We start from the raw sequence: 14,771 nt of genomic DNA on the forward strand, positions 1-14,771 counted from the left end.
AGCCCTGAAGACTAGCAACGCCTAGTTCCAGGGCCTTTTTGTATACAATCTTAGAATTCACTATAGATAAATTCTTGAATATTCGAAAAATCGGTCACAAAACAGTAAATCACGATGCTCAAGATAACCGTATAGAAAAATAGTGTCCACAAGATTAAACGATGTGTGTTAGTTAGCTTGGTTTGCAAATTTGTAAAGTTCTTTTTCAACTTCCATCCATCCTTTCACTCCAACGTGCATCACGTCAAATAAAAAGTAATCATCATACTCTCTGTTTCCATAGTTTAATACGGTTGCACCATTACTTTTTGCGACATCTTCTATTTTTTTATAAGTTTTTTCCCGCATCTCTCTTGAGACTCCTGTGTAGTCGTTCCATTTCCCATTTACTGGGAAAATAATAACCTCAACTTCAATGCCCAATTCCTTAGCAACTGTCAAGAAGAGTTCCATATCTGAATACTCTGGAGACTCCAGGTAGCTCAAATCTTTATTAGAATCCTTCAGTGATGTATAGCGATCCTTTAAGTAGGTATTGTAGTAGTTATTATCAACAGCATAGTCATTATTGTCTGTTTTCTTTTTGACCTCTTCCACAAACTGATTCGTCATTTTCTGCCAATCATAGTCTGGGGTTTTGTCTCCTAGTGAAGGATAATCTGATTTGGCATGTTTTTGATAAAAAGTCTGTTTGAGCTTAAAAGAATACATCGCGTTCTCAAACTCTAATAGTTTTTTATCAACAATGGTTCCTTTTCCATCTATGAAATAACTTTTATATTTTTTGTAGATGTCGTTTTGTTGCTTGTTCCCTTTGGTAATCTCGATAATGCGATTGATTAGTTTTTCTTTCGTTTCTTTACTAATCTTGTCATTATCTAGCATGTGGAAAATATGTTCTTGGGAAGCTTTATTCAAAAAAGCATCTTGATGGGTCCCATCTTTTTCAAACCACTGAACAGACTCTACTATAGCTACCTTTCGCTTAGTCATAGCTCCTTCAATAGAACCCAGGGTCGTAGCCTGAATGATGTTTTGAGAATAACTGGTCCCAATCTGCATGATATTAAAATCGTTGTAGTTAAAAATTTTATTGGGATGATAATCTTCATTTATCGTCGCAACCAACTCAGATGACCCCAATAGAACCAGTGTATTGGGAGTGATATTGCTTGTTAAAATATCTCTACTTTTATACTTTTCATACGAGGTGCTATAGCGAATACTGTTATCCTTGACTTTATAATAATCATCAATCTTCTTGACATACGTCACATTTAAAAGGGCAAGCGTCGCAATTACGAGCACAAGCGATAGTAAAAATGCTTTTAATTTAATCATCTCGTTTTATCCTATCCCTTCGGTCTGGCCGATTTCTTTTCAATCTCTTATCTCTTTAAAATCGTCAGTAAGATTTTATAGGGTTCACCTGAAAAGATAAAGAAACCAACCATAACCAAATGCATGGTCACAAACCAACTTAGTAGCTTATACCAGTTTTTGTTTTTATTTTTCTTATAAAAATTACTTTTCTTTTGATACACTTCAAATCCAGCCATCAAGACACCATGGTAAAAACCATAAACAATGTAGCTAACGCTAAGACCATGCCAAAAACCCATGACCAACATATTGACCATATAGGCATGGGTTGCATTGTGTAGTCTATTTTTAAACCATTTTTTCCTGATAACCTGCATCAATACTCTTGAAAATACAAAATCTCTCAACCAGGTCGACAAGGTGATATGCCATCTGGTCCAGAAATCCTTGATATCAACACTCAAGAAAGGTTTGTTAAAGTTCATCGGTGTCTGAATACCTAGAATGTTGCTACTTCCAACGGCCATTAGACTATAGCCTGCAAAGTCAAAGAACAGATACAAGGTATAGAGGTACATATACTTGATTGAATAGACGACTGTGCCAGTATTATTTAGAGCGAGTAACATCTGGTAAACATAGGTTGATAAAACAACCTTATAAAGAAGGCCTAGAACGATACGATACACACCGTCCCCTGCTAACTCTAGATACTCTTTTCGGGGCATGACCTCGTTTATCTCTTTTAAAAATCTCCTACTCCGATCAATCGGACCAGCACTAACTGTCGGGAAAAAGAGCAAAAACTGTAGGTAATCTTTTACACTGATTTTTTCTTTGATCAAGCCATCCGATATTTCTAGCATGATCTGAATGGTCTTAAAGGACATATAGGAAATTCCAATAAAGGCCAACAAATGCAGAGAAGTCAGGGCAAAGACTTTATTGATTACCAAAGGAAGAATGGAAAGGAAAACCAGTGGTTTCAGCCACTTTGCCTCTATCCTCTGTGCCAGAAAAACCAGAAAATACTGGTAAACGATAAAGGAGAGTAAATAGACAATCATCGCTCGACTCTTACCATAGATAGCTCCTGCAAATAAGAGGGAGAGCGTCAAAATATAGTAGTCCTTACGTTTTTCAAAAAAGTTTACCACAAAACCAATCAGTAAAACTACAAACAAGAGAAGGAAGAAATCATTCCCCTCGAAATAATTCATACCAGCCAAACTCCTTTACATTATCATCCCTTCGACAGCAAACTTTCTGATTTGCTAATTGAGGGACCTTTCTTTATTATAGCATATTTCTAAAAAGAAGCTTTACTCTTCTTGCATTTCAGTGAGAAAACAAAAAGGAGTCCTGTTGAACTCCTCCCATTATTTATGACTTAATTTCTTGGTCAAGAAATCTCCCAAGAACTGGATTGTAAAGATAATCAAGATGATAATGATGGTTGCCAAGATGGTCACATCGTGATTGTAACGGTTAAATCCATAAGCAATGGCTACGTTACCGATACCACCAGCACCAACTGCTCCCGCCATAGCCGTTTCCCCAACAAGGGAAATCAAGGTCACTGTCGTCACACGAATCAAATCTGGAAGACCTTCTGATAGATAAACACCCACGATGTCCCAGAAGGTCGCTCCACTAGCCTGCGCCGCCTCAATGACACCACCATCTAGCTCAGCCAAGACCACCTGCACCTGACGGGCAAAGAAGGCAAAGACCGCAAAAGAAAGTGGGACAAGGGCTGCATTTGGCCCGATACTCGTCTTCACAATCAAGTGAGAAAGTGGCGACATGATTGCCAAGAGGATGATGAAAGGAACCGCACGGAAAATGGAGGTGATCTTGTCTAAAATCCAAAAGATAACCTTATTTTCCAAGACACCGCCTGGCGCTGTCAAGACGAGGAAAAGACCTGCTACCAACCCCAAGAACCCTCCGATGATGAAGGAAAGAACTGTCATATAAAGAGTTAGGTAGATGGCTGTTCCCCAGCCTGCCTGACCAGCCCAGCCCATTTTATAGACATTTGGTAAATAGGTTTGAATCAATGATTCCATCTTACTGTCCTCCCTTCAATACTTTTAGCTGGACGCCAGCCTGACGGATGGCATCTTGAGCACCTGCTAGCGCTGCTTTTTCCCCTGACAAGACCACAACCAATTCTCCAACGGGAGTACCATCGAGAATTTCGATATTTCCATAGAGAATATTAGCTGTTACTTGGTAATGTTTGTACAATTCATTCAAAAGTGGTTCGTCTGTCGAAGCCCCTGCATACTTGAGCTGCACCAAGATACTGTTCTCAGATAAATGCTCTACGATTTCTTGCTTCTCAATCTTGACCATGGCTTCATCAATACCTGTGGCAGTTGAGATAAAGTCCTGGGTCAAAGGTTGTTTAGGGTCTGAGAAGATTTCAAGGACACTGCCTTCTTCAATCAAATGCCCATCCTGCATAACTGCCACACGGTTGGCAATGTCTTTGACAATCTGCATTTCATGCGTAATCAAGACAACAGTCAAGCCTAATTTTTGGTTCAAATCTTGCAACAAGGCCAAAATCTGCTTGGTTGTCTTAGGGTCAAGGGCAGAAGTTGACTCGTCTGAAATCAAGATTTTTGGATCGTTGGCCAAGGCACGCGCAATGGCCACACGCTGTTTTTGCCCTCCAGATAGTTGTGAAGGGTAGTTTTCAGCACGATCCGCCAAGCCAACCAAATCCAACAACTTAGCTACTTTGGCTTTCTTTTCTTCCTTGCTGAGTCCAGAGTGTTTGAGGGCAAAGGCCACATTTTCCTCTGCTGTCTTTTGACTCATCAGATTGAAGTGTTGGAAAATCATCCCGATATCTTGACGCTTACGACGCAACTGTTCTGCCGTCAGGGTAACCTTGCCATCAAAAATCACATCGTCGTCAATAGTAATTTTCCCTGCAGATGGCTTTTGCAAGAGGTTAATCACTCGTACAAGGGTTGATTTCCCTGCTCCAGAATATCCAACGATTCCATAGATATCCCCTTCTTGGATGTGAATAGTCACATCCTTGACCGCTGTGATGGTTCTCTTCTTTTGGTGAAAAGTCACATCAATCTGATCTAACTTGATAATATCTCTACTCATAGCTTCTAATCAGCTCCTCTACTAATTCAATATGGGTGTAGTAATCGGCGATTCGCACATTTTCATCTCCACCGTGGTCTCGGCTATTGGCATTTCCTAGACCGAAGGCCACCATGGGTACCTCTAGGGCATCAAAGACCGTATGCATAGGCCCTGTCCCCGCTGTTGTTGGCAAGACTGAAACGCCCTGTGAATAGAATTTCTTGGCTAACTCGATGACATTGAGAATGGCTGGCGCGCTCATATCGCTTCGATAACTCATCTCTCCTAAGGTATAGTATAATTCTACCTTATCAAAGCCATTTTTGTCTAGCTGTTTCCGAATTTTTTCCAGAACATCATGCGGTTCTAGGCCAGGAACCAAACGAACCTCTAGCTTGGCCCTGGCTTCTGCTGGCAAAATCGTTTTAACCCCCAGCCCTTGGTAGCCTGACTGAATCCCTTCGATATTAAGGGCTGGCTCGAAAAAGAACCGTTTTAGGAAGGCTGCACGATCCTCTTGTAAGAGAGGCAATTCCAAGCCATAAATGCGACTAATTTCCTCTGGATTGCGTTGGGCGTAGGTATCTACCAAGGCTAGTTCTCGTTCATTTGGCTCTTGAACGTCCTCGTACAAGCCTTCTACCAAGATACGCCCATCTGCAGCACGTAGGCTACTTAGAGCCTGGATAAGATACCATGGTGCTGACTCCACGACACCACCATAACTCGAGTGGATATCCACATCCGCACTTCTTACCTTAGCATCAAAGGTCACAATTCCCTTGTTTCCACCAGAAATTTCTAACTGCTCCAAGGTATTCTTGGTTCCCTGTTCCCAGACCAACAAATCAGCCCCACGGAGTTTGTCCGCATGTTTTTCCAGATACTTATCTAGGTCTGTTGAAGCCGATTCCTCCGCTCCTTCCATGATAAAACTGATATTGACAGGCAGGTCATCATGATGCTGCATATATTTTCTCAAAGCACTCAAACGAGCTGTGATATGACCCTTATCATCATCAACCCCACGCCCATACATGAAACCATTGCGGACCGAAAGCGTAAAGGGATCCTCTGTCCAGACCTGATCCCCATCCGCTGGCACGGTGTCATAGTGGTTATAGAAAATCAAGGTCTTGGCATCCGGACGCGAACTCTTGAAATGCGCCATGACAAAGGGAGCCGTATAAGTCTCATCAATCTCCACTTCAGCCCCAACACGCTTGAAAATCTCACCCAGATAGTTGGCAACTTCCTTAAGTCCAACCTGTTGGGCAAAGACCGATTTCTTAGAAATCAAGGTACGCAAAACCTCAAAATAATGCTGGGCTACATGATCCCTTTCAAATTTTTCAATCTGTTCTTGTTCGCTAGGAAAAACCATATTCTCTCTACCTTTCTATGAACCTATAGTCTTCTTTACAATCCATGCTCTATACAAAAGTAAGAGGTGGAAACTCTCTCCCACCTCCCTGTGTCTTATTACCAAACTGGTTGGTCCAAACCGTCTGATGTTTCTTCGATAACTTTTTTCACTTCATCAGTGTGGTAAGCCGCGATCACTTTCTTGATGGCATCAGCCTTAGGTGATGATTCCCAATCTTTTTTCGCAACGATGATGTTGTACCATTGTTTTGAGTTTTCATCAGCTTGCTCTTTGAAGAGTGCTTTCTTGTAGTCCAATTTTGCTTCTGTAACGAAGGTATTGTTTACAACAGCAGCATCAACTGATGACAATGAACGAGCTGTTTGGCTAGCGTCCAATTCAGTAATCTTCAAGTTCTTTGGATTTTCTGTGATGTTAGCAACTGTTGCAAGAGCAGTTCCAGAAACATCCAATTTGATCAAACCAGCTGATTGAAGCAAGTAAAGCGCACGGCTTTCGTTTGTTGCATCGTTTGGTACAGCGATTTCACCCTTATCTGGGATTTCTTCCACTTTGGTGTACTTGTTTTCTTCACCATTTTTACCTGAGTAAAGACGGATTGGTGAGATGTACGTATCTGCAATCGCTGTAAGGTCTTTCCCGTTTTCTTTGTTCCAGTTGTTCAAGAAGTTGTAGTGTTGGAAAGCATTCAAGTCTACTTCGCCATCAGCAGTTGCCTTGTTTGGTTGTGAATAGTCTGTGAACTCTGTGAATTCCAATTTAATTCCATCTTTTTCAACCAATTCTTGGATTTTATCCCAACGCGCTTCTTCAGAACCGCTACGGTTAACTGTTGCAATTTTGACAACTGTTTCGTTGTCTGCTTTCTTTTCTGAATTTCCGCAAGCTGCAAGAGTCAAACCTGCGACTGTAGCAAGAGCTGCTACACCGAGCCATTTTTTAATTTTCATGATTATATCTCCTTTAAAAATAATACCGTAATAGTATCTCATACTTTATTTGATTTCGCAAATTGTTATTAGATAGGCAGACATATAGTTTGAAACTATATGTCTAAAAATTGAGAAATCATCCGCCTTTCTCAGACTGGATGATTTCATACGATTATTTAATGTCAGCTTCTGCTGGTAGATAAGTATCTCCGAAGAACTGTTTAGACAATTTTTCAAGAGTTCCGTCTTTGTAGAGTTCTTGGATACGTTTGTCTACAAATGATTTCAACTCATCTTGACCTTTAGCAAGAAGTGGGTAAACGTAAGGTTGTTGATCGCTTGGAAGTTCAATCACTTTCAAGTTGTCCAAACCTTGGTTCTTGATCACTGTTTCAACACCGATTTTATCAAAAATCTTGTAGTCAAATTGACCATCGCTCAAACGTACCATGATTTGTTGGAAGTCTGCCTTAGTATAGTTAAGGATAGTTGGGTTGTCCGTGTGTTCAGCGTTGTATGCTTCTAACTGCTTAGCTGATGTAGTGGCTTGAACTACTTCTGTCGATTTTCCACCGATATCATCGAGAGACTTGATGCTAGAGTCGTCTTTCTTCACTACAAGAACATTAGGGTTTTGTGCAATTGGTGCTGCATAGAGATATTTCTCCGCACGTTCTTTGGTGTAACTAAGATTGTTGACAGCCATATTGTAGCGGTCAGCATCAAGACCTGCAAAAACTCCTGACCACTCTGTCTTTTCAAACTTGACATCATACTTGTCAGAGTCTTTAAAGATAGCGCGAACCACTTCAATCTCGTAACCAGTCAATTCTCCATTTTCTTCATAGATAAATGGTTTTGGTGAGCCATTGGTTGCAACAATAATTTCTTTCTTGCTAGCTGCTTCTCCCTCTTTCTTAGCTCCACCTGAGCAAGCTGCTAGTACACCTGCGGCAACAAGTCCTAGAGCAGCAAGAGATGAGTATTTAACGATTTTTTTCATGTCATTTCCTCCAAAATAGAATACTGTACTATCTTAACAGAAAATATTTTTTTTCGCCATTATATGATTTCTATCTCGGTGATAGGTTTTTCTTATGGCTGACTAAAAGACCAGACGCAAGACTGCAATCAAGATCACTCCAAAAAGAACCGTACCTACTAGATTGCGGTAGCGAAAGGCTACCCAAGCCGTTGGAAAGACCGCTAAAAAGTCCAGCCATTTGATTTGAGGAAGGCTCCCAACCTTGCCTGTCACCACGCTTGAAAGGATCAAGGCAAAGATAATGGAGACAGGCAAAAACTTCAAAAATCGCTCGACGATAGCTGGCAACCCCTTGTACTTAACCAAGATGAAGGGAATCATACGGGGAATCCAAGTTACCAATCCAGAAAAGACGATTGCTATTAAAATATACTTACTGACCATCTAAGACCACCCCCATAGTACAACCCAGCAAGGTCGCAAACAAAACAGCTAGCGACTGAGACACTAGTGTCAAGAGCAAAAAGAAGGACACCGCAACAACGGCTAGGATCCGCAGCAGATTGCGGACAGGAACCCGTCTTTGCATAATCTGAAATTGCGAAGTAAAAATCCCAATAAACATCCCGACAAGGGCAAAGTCTAATCCAAAGACCTCAGGATTTGGAAGAAGGCCACCTAAAGCTGTCCCCGCAACTGTCCCAATAAACCAGGCTACATAACTATTGAGATTGTTCCCGTGCATCCACATGGGATGGACCTTGTCTGTATGGGCCAATTCTCCCATCAAAACCCCGTAGGTCTCATCTGTCAGGAGACTGGACATGCTGATATTTTGCCAGAGACTAGTGTGACGGAAATAAGTCGATGCATGCAGGCTCAGCAAAAAGAGTCGCAAGTTGATCAAAAAGACCGTCATAGCAATAGCTGCCACAGGCGCTTGTACCGCAATCAGTGCCAACATGGCAAACTGGGCGCTCCCAGCATAAACAAAGAGGCTCATCAAGCCCATCTCAGCAGGTGTCACATAGGGCGCGCCAATAATCCCACAAGCCAGGCCAATGCTGACATAGCCAAGAGCAGTCGGCATGGCCGCCTGAACACCTTCCCAAAATCCTTTTTCTTTCATCCTTCTCCTCATATTCTCTTCGTTTGAGGCTGTTCAAGGTCACAGCCACAGCAAGGACTATTATAACATATTCAAAGAAGAGAAAAAAGTCAGCTGATTTTGGCCGTCATAAAAAGACTGGCAATCCAGTCTCAAACACCTATTATACAAATTCTCCTCCAGATGCTCTCACGAATATTCAAGAGCATGACAAATGCGGTTAGGAGTAATAGCAATAGAATAAAGCTGACTTCTAGAGTCCCAAAACTTGTAGCAATCGTTACGAAAACAATTGTGAATAGACTTGGTAAAACAACCGTAATAGCACCAATAGAGGATTGAACCGCTCCCATTGACTCCTCAGGTATTTGTTTAAAGACGAGTTCTTGCAATCTAGGAGAGAGTAACCCTGCGATGAAGGCATCCAAGGAGCTGAAAAGCAGAATCAAGCCAAAATGAACTGTGGCAAAACCTACTAGAAGGAGTAACTGGATGACGACCGAAGCGTATAGAGCTGTTTTTATAGAAATCGTATTTTTCAGATAGCCACTCACAAGACTTCCGACAATAAGTGCTAACAATTCTAGTGTTGATAACAAAGCGAGTGATTGACCGGTTTGTAAATTCAAAAACGGTTGGTTTCTTAAAAAAAGAGTTGAAATAGGAACAGTGACATCGATCACAGCTTGGCTGATAGAGACGATAAATAAAATGAAGACCACTCTATCCATATTCCAGATCAATTTTGATGATTGGAACAAATGCTGGCAAAATGATTTTATAGAAAGACCTTCTTGATAGCTAATTGTTTTTTCAACTTTCAAAAGATCATTTTTTATAAAGAGAATACCTACAAATGCTATCAGAAAGGTCAGAGCGTTTAGCAAGGAAATGAACTGAATGGAAAGAATTCCTAGTAAAACCCCTCCTAGAATATTACTGATTGTCCGAACTAAACTAACTGTTGATTGTTTAAAGCCAATAGCTTCTGTCAGATGTTCTTTCCCAATGATTCTTATAAAAATAGGAGTTAGCATGGCTCCTGAAAAGTAACTCAATGTATCCGATAAGAGGTTCATCAAACAAATAAAGAATACAAGCCATAAGGAAAAGGACTGCCCTGAAAGCGAAAGTGCCACTATAGAATAAAGTACAAATTTGACAAAACTAATAAGCGTATACTTTAAAACACGATGGTGTTGAAAGTCAGCCAAAACTCCCATAAAGATTTGCAGAACTTGAGGAACAGTCTCTGAAATCGTAATGAGTAAAATCGCCAAGGGGGCAAACGAAGCATCTGCCACATAATTCAAAAAAGCAAGATAAAAAATCGTATCCCCAACCGTTGAAATCCACTGGTTGACGGTTAATTGCCTAAAATCTCTATTTTGAATAAATACTTTCATCGCAACTCCTTTTTGAATTCAAATGGGAAGTTTTCCCCAAGGATAGACCGATATTATTGAGCACCTAAAATTACAGCAACGGTAAAATTTGACCAATGCCATTGTAGACTATGTGCAGTCCAATAGGCCAATAAATGGACTTTGTCACTCTAAATAAGACTGCAAATATGAGACCACCACCCATATATACGAAAAAGTCTGTCAAGACCCAACCGTTGTTACTAATGTGCAAGATTCCAAACAAAGCAGCTGAACCAAGCACATCCAGTCCCCACTTCTTTCCTTTTTCCAGAGCGGTCATCACCAATCCACGATAAATCATCTCTTCAAAAATGGGACCTGCAATCACAGGATAGAAAAAATACATCAAAAATGCCGTTGCTCCTGTAAAAGTCGGAATGGCGAGTTGATAAGAAATTTCATTTTTGGTAGATGGGAAAAGATAAAATGTGACGAAATTCCAAATAACAAAAGCAAGAAGAGCTAAAAAGGAATAGAAAAGATAGATTCCTTTAAATTTTCTACTGTTAATTTTCTGCCATTTCCCTGACCAAACCATAACAATAATAGCAAGCAGAACCACAAGAAAATTCAACAGCATATCCGACAAATAATAGGCAAAGTCAGATAGACCAGCAGCAAGGTCGCTATGTAAAAGCAAACGAATGAAGAACTGGTCAGAAATGACAAGTAGAATGGCTATAAAAAAATAGTAGCGTGAGATTATCTTTTTCATTCTATTTTCTCCTATACTATGAAATAAAGATAGTATAACACGGTAATCACTACATTTTAGAAAATCGCATATTTGACATTTTTTCTCATAGAAATCTCTCATTTGCGATAGTGGATTAATCGATAAGCTCTTTGTATTGCTGTAAACGCAATTCAAAAAGAGCTGTTAATTGGGGATTTTCTAATACTTGCAGAGATTGGATAAAGTGTTCAATCTCTTTTTGATTGCTTCCCTTAGTTTGAAGGAAAATGCTCATCTTCTTTAAAAACTGCCATGATACTTTCTCAAAAACATCGTATGGTCGGAGCATACTCTCCAACTCGGCTTCAAAGATTGGGATATAAGAAAAAAGTTTGCACTCCATGAGCTCTGATGCGATATTCAGATAGCCACTTTTCATATACAGTCTATTGTGTGCCAATTCTTTAAATTCCTTGGATTTTTCGAGTAAGGAGGTTGATAAAAAGATCAGATCTTGATTACTCAAGAAGGGCATAGTGTTACAAAATATATAGAGTTCAAACCAGGTCCAAGACTCGATAGCATAAAGGTAGGTGGTCAAAAACTCACGATCCTCCTCTTCGAGCAGATAGCTTTTATCCAAGGAATGGATAGCATTTTTAATCACGATGGCATTCAAACGACGATAGGTCTGCGCTATCTGTTCCTGCTCGATTTCCTCCAACAGTTGCTCTAAACCCGCTATATCTTGATGGGCAAAGCGATCCACAACCTTTCGACCAAATCGCATATGTGGGGATTCTTGATAGTTGTTGAGCTTGTGTCCAAACTCATCGAAAGTCACATTTATCCCTTGGATAGCTAGTATCAGTTTATCTGCAGACAGCATAGACTGCCCTAATTCAAACTTGGATAGCTGGGATGCTGTCAGTCCATCACAAGCTACATCTGACTGCTTGAGTTTTCGCGCCAAGCGTAATTCCTTGTAAAATTCTCCCAATTCCTGTTTTTCAATCATGGCCAAACTCCCCTTTAAAAATTCCCTTTACTATTCTATTCGTAAAAAATTTTACTTTTTTAACATATTATAAAATATTTTAGCAAAAAAGCCAGCTCGAAGCTGACTCTTTATTCCACCGTATCAAAGGCGAGGCTTGGTTTGGCGTTGAGGTCCAAGCCTGCAAAGTTTTCTTTATTCCACTCGCTGACGCTAGCATAGGCAATCATACCTGCATTGTCTCCACAAAGGCGCAGGGGTGGGATGATGACCTTGACATCTGTGATTTCAGCTGCTAGGCGTTCTCTGAGCCCTTTATTAGCTGCCACGCCACCGGCCACGACTAGGGTTTTAACAGGATATTTTTCCAAAGCCTTCTTGGTTTTGGCCATAAGAATATCCATGACTGCTGCTTGGAAAGATGCTGACAGGTCTTCCTTGGACAAGCTCTCTCCCTTTTGCTCGGCATTGTGGTGAAGATTGATAAAGGCAGACTTCAAACCTGAGAATGAAAACTCTAGATTGTCCTCCTTAATCATGGCACGAGGGAAATCATAAAGATCCTGCCCCTGATGAGCTAGCTCATCAATTTCGCGACCTGCTGGATAGGTCAAACCCATGACACGGCCGACCTTATCATAGGCCTCACCAACTGCATCATCCCGCGTTTCCCCAACAATCTTATAATCCCCAGCCTCAGAAACATAGACCAACTCCGTGTGCCCACCGCTAACCAAGAGAGCTAGCAAGGGAAACTCCAAAGGCTCAACGCTCTGAGCCGCCATGAGGTGACCAGCCATGTGATTCACGGGGATAAGCGGAAGGCCGTGAGCCCAAGCAAAGGCCTTGGCAGCTGACAAACCAACTAGCAGTGCTCCGACCAATCCTGGCCCATAGGTGACCGCAACGGCTGTTACGTCCTCTTCAGTAATTCCTGCTTCTGCTAGCGCCTCCTCGATGCAGGCTGTAATGACCTCGACATGGTGACGACTGGCTACTTCTGGCACTACGCCCCCAAAGCGTTTGTGACTATCAATTTGACTAGCAATGACATTGGACAAGAGCTCATCGTCGTTTTTCAGTACGGCGACACTGGTCTCATCACAGGATGTCTCAAATGCTAAAATATATCTATCCTTCATCTATTTCTCTCTTCATGATGATGGCGTCCTCGACTGGGTCATGGTAGTAGGCCTTTCTCTCAGCGATGACCGCCATCTTTTCTTTCTTGTAAAATGCTTGCGCTCGTTGATTTGACTTTCTGACTTCTAGAAAAATCTCCTTGTCTACTGGCAATTGAGCAAACAAGGCTGGCGCAATTCCCTGACCCTGATAGGCTTCTTTGACAGCAATTTGCAGGACTTCTGCTTCAAAGAGATTCTCCTGCACGGCTAGAAAGCCAATCACTTCTGTCCCATCATAAGCCAGAGCGTACCAAGTTTGGTCTTGGGACAGGTCTGCTTGGATTTGCTCCAAAGTCCACGGGCTGACTGGGTAAACAGCTGCCATGACGGCATAGATAGATTGAGCCAGGTCAGGCTGTCTTTGGATTCTTTTGATTTCTATCATAGGCGTTTAATGTAAGACTCGCCAGACTCGGTGTGGTTCTTGAGCCAGTTTTCCTCAGCCTCAACACGCTTGAGGTAATTCGGCACAAAGTCGTGCAAGGAGTCTGCTTCCTTATCCCATGCCCAAAGAGCAAGATTAGCTGCATTTGGCAAGGTCTCTTGGTAGTTAGCTTGTGGTAGCTGTTCTTGGATCTGCTCCACAAAGGAACCAACTTCTCCAACAAAGGTCACCTGTTCAGCATCCTTGACTTTTTCTAGCACTTCTGCAAAGGACAGGTGCGCTTCTGGCATGACAGGTTTGGCATTTTCATAAAATCCTGCGTAAACATTGTTGCGACGCGCATCCATCAGGGGAACAAGTAAGCCTTCTTGTTGGCGTGGTACCAGAGCCAAAAGACTCGACATGCCAACTAACTCAATGTTCAGGGTATGAGCCAGTGTCTTGGCAGTTGCTACCGCAATTCGCAAGCCTGTGTAGCTACCTGGCCCTTCAGCCACGACGATTCGGTACAAATCCTTGGGGGTCCAATCCAAACTTGCCATCAAAAAATCGATGGCAGGCATGAGGGTAATACTGTGATTTTTCTTAATATTAATCGTCGTCTCAGCAAGAATCTGCTTGTCCTCCAAAATAGCGAGAGACAGAGCCTTGCTGGACGTATCAAAAGCTAATACTTTCATAACACATTCCTATCTTTTTGTCTGTTTACTATTATACTACAAAAGCCAGCGCATGGGAATTTTCTGTGTTTTGAAACAAAAGAAGCCTGTCACTTAGACAAAGAAGACGGTACAAAAATTCAAAAAAAATTTACATTTTTCCTATCTTTTCCGAATATATAAGTGAACAAGAAAAAAGGAGGAAAGTTCAATGACAAATTTTGACGTTCTTGACAATCAATTTTTATCGTTATCTGAAAACGAATTATCAGATATTGATGGTGGTCTCGCTCCCTTAGTTATCTTTGGAGTAGCAGTATCTTGGAAAGCTATTGCAGGTGGAACAGCACTTGTAGGTTCTGGTTTGGCAGCTGGTTATTTTTTAGGAGGTTAGTATGATTAAAGGTTTAGATAAGTATTGTGCAATTTCTAATAAAGAATTGCAAGGAATTAAGGGTGGTTTTGGCGTAGGTGTTGGTATAGCTTTATTTATGGCTGCTTACACTATCGGGAAAGATCTTCGTAAGAAGTTTGGATAAGTCATGCTAGATAAAAATTACATTTTTAGAAGGGTAAACTTTTTTCTCTTCT

General features: G+C 41.3%; 17 protein-coding genes. 2 read left to right on the plus strand and 15 right to left on the minus strand.

All coding sequences use genetic code 11. The features are described from left to right. Positions 1-168 precede the first annotated feature (168 nt). The 15 genes from dltD to tsaB form a co-directional block, all read right to left on the minus strand. Entirely contained in the window at positions 169-1,341 is a 1,173-nt protein-coding gene (dltD, locus tag ACVX3R_RS08500; RefSeq protein WP_458794871.1) for a D-alanyl-lipoteichoic acid biosynthesis protein DltD, read from the minus strand. Positions 1,342-1,388: 47 nt separating this feature from the next. Continuing rightward, positions 1,389-2,543, minus strand: coding sequence for a D-alanyl-lipoteichoic acid biosynthesis protein DltB (gene dltB / locus ACVX3R_RS08505; RefSeq protein WP_458794872.1), 1,155 nt, complete (start codon positions 2,541-2,543; stop codon positions 1,389-1,391). Positions 2,544-2,702: 159 nt separating this feature from the next. Further along, on the minus strand, positions 2,703-3,395 hold the full coding sequence (locus ACVX3R_RS08510) for a methionine ABC transporter permease (protein WP_000444640.1): 693 nt from the start codon (positions 3,393-3,395) through the stop codon (positions 2,703-2,705). A 1-nt stretch (position 3,396) separates the two neighbouring features. After that, positions 3,397-4,458: a methionine ABC transporter ATP-binding protein gene (locus ACVX3R_RS08515; protein WP_371590117.1), complete on the minus strand. Its 1,062-nt coding sequence runs from the start codon at positions 4,456-4,458 to the stop codon at positions 3,397-3,399. Next, positions 4,451-5,824, minus strand: a complete 1,374-nt coding sequence (locus ACVX3R_RS08520; protein WP_458794873.1) for a M20 family metallopeptidase — start codon at positions 5,822-5,824, stop codon at positions 4,451-4,453. The genes ACVX3R_RS08515 and ACVX3R_RS08520 overlap by 8 nt, the downstream gene beginning before the upstream one ends. Before the next feature lie 98 nt (positions 5,825-5,922). After that, positions 5,923-6,777 carry a MetQ/NlpA family ABC transporter substrate-binding protein gene (locus ACVX3R_RS08525; protein WP_458794874.1) on the minus strand — a complete coding sequence of 285 codons (855 nt, stop codon included), beginning with the start codon at positions 6,775-6,777 and terminating at the stop codon, positions 5,923-5,925. 154 nt (positions 6,778-6,931) lie between these two features. Beyond that, a complete protein-coding gene (locus ACVX3R_RS08530) occupies positions 6,932-7,762 on the minus strand; it encodes an amino acid ABC transporter substrate-binding protein (protein ID WP_458794875.1) in 831 nt (276 codons plus the stop codon). Positions 7,763-7,864: 102 nt separating this feature from the next. Beyond that, positions 7,865-8,188 (minus strand): AzlD domain-containing protein, encoded by a 324-nt coding sequence (locus ACVX3R_RS08535; RefSeq protein WP_458794876.1) that lies wholly within the window; start codon positions 8,186-8,188, stop codon positions 7,865-7,867. Continuing rightward, on the minus strand, positions 8,178-8,873 hold the full coding sequence (locus tag ACVX3R_RS08540) for an AzlC family ABC transporter permease (protein WP_458794877.1): 696 nt from the start codon (positions 8,871-8,873) through the stop codon (positions 8,178-8,180). The genes ACVX3R_RS08535 and ACVX3R_RS08540 overlap by 11 nt, the downstream gene beginning before the upstream one ends. Before the next feature lie 131 nt (positions 8,874-9,004). Beyond that, a complete protein-coding gene (locus tag ACVX3R_RS08545) occupies positions 9,005-10,258 on the minus strand; it encodes an MFS transporter (protein WP_458794878.1) in 1,254 nt (417 codons plus the stop codon). Between the two features lie 70 nt (positions 10,259-10,328). Further along, positions 10,329-10,994: a lysostaphin resistance A-like protein gene (locus ACVX3R_RS08550; protein ID WP_458794879.1), complete on the minus strand. Its 666-nt coding sequence runs from the start codon at positions 10,992-10,994 to the stop codon at positions 10,329-10,331. Between the two features lie 115 nt (positions 10,995-11,109). After that, complete coding sequence (locus tag ACVX3R_RS08555; RefSeq protein ID WP_458794880.1) at positions 11,110-11,973, minus strand: Rgg/GadR/MutR family transcriptional regulator; 864 nt, start codon at positions 11,971-11,973, stop codon at positions 11,110-11,112. Between the two features lie 110 nt (positions 11,974-12,083). Next, positions 12,084-13,094 carry a tRNA (adenosine(37)-N6)-threonylcarbamoyltransferase complex transferase subunit TsaD gene (tsaD, locus tag ACVX3R_RS08560; protein ID WP_458794881.1) on the minus strand — a complete coding sequence of 337 codons (1,011 nt, stop codon included), beginning with the start codon at positions 13,092-13,094 and terminating at the stop codon, positions 12,084-12,086. Beyond that, positions 13,084-13,521, minus strand: a complete 438-nt coding sequence (gene rimI / locus ACVX3R_RS08565; RefSeq protein ID WP_458794882.1) for a ribosomal protein S18-alanine N-acetyltransferase — start codon at positions 13,519-13,521, stop codon at positions 13,084-13,086. The genes tsaD and rimI overlap by 11 nt, the downstream gene beginning before the upstream one ends. After that, on the minus strand, positions 13,518-14,201 hold the full coding sequence (tsaB, locus tag ACVX3R_RS08570; RefSeq protein ID WP_458794883.1) for a tRNA (adenosine(37)-N6)-threonylcarbamoyltransferase complex dimerization subunit type 1 TsaB: 684 nt from the start codon (positions 14,199-14,201) through the stop codon (positions 13,518-13,520). Before tsaB ends, rimI begins: the two co-directional genes overlap by 4 nt. A gap of 190 nt (positions 14,202-14,391) precedes the next feature. On the opposite strand from tsaB, the gene cibA reads away from it, so the two are divergent. Both cibA and ACVX3R_RS08580 read left to right on the plus strand, forming a co-directional pair. Continuing rightward, entirely contained in the window at positions 14,392-14,574 is a 183-nt protein-coding gene (gene cibA / locus ACVX3R_RS08575; protein WP_000180842.1) for a fratricide two-peptide bacteriocin subunit CibA, read from the plus strand. A gap of 1 nt (position 14,575) precedes the next feature. Next, the gene (locus ACVX3R_RS08580; protein WP_000589673.1) at positions 14,576-14,719 is read left to right on the plus strand and encodes a hypothetical protein; all 144 of its coding nucleotides are present in this window, start codon (positions 14,576-14,578) and stop codon (positions 14,717-14,719) included. Positions 14,720-14,771 lie beyond the last annotated feature (52 nt).

The organism is Streptococcus sp. 517s (genome assembly GCF_054445985.1).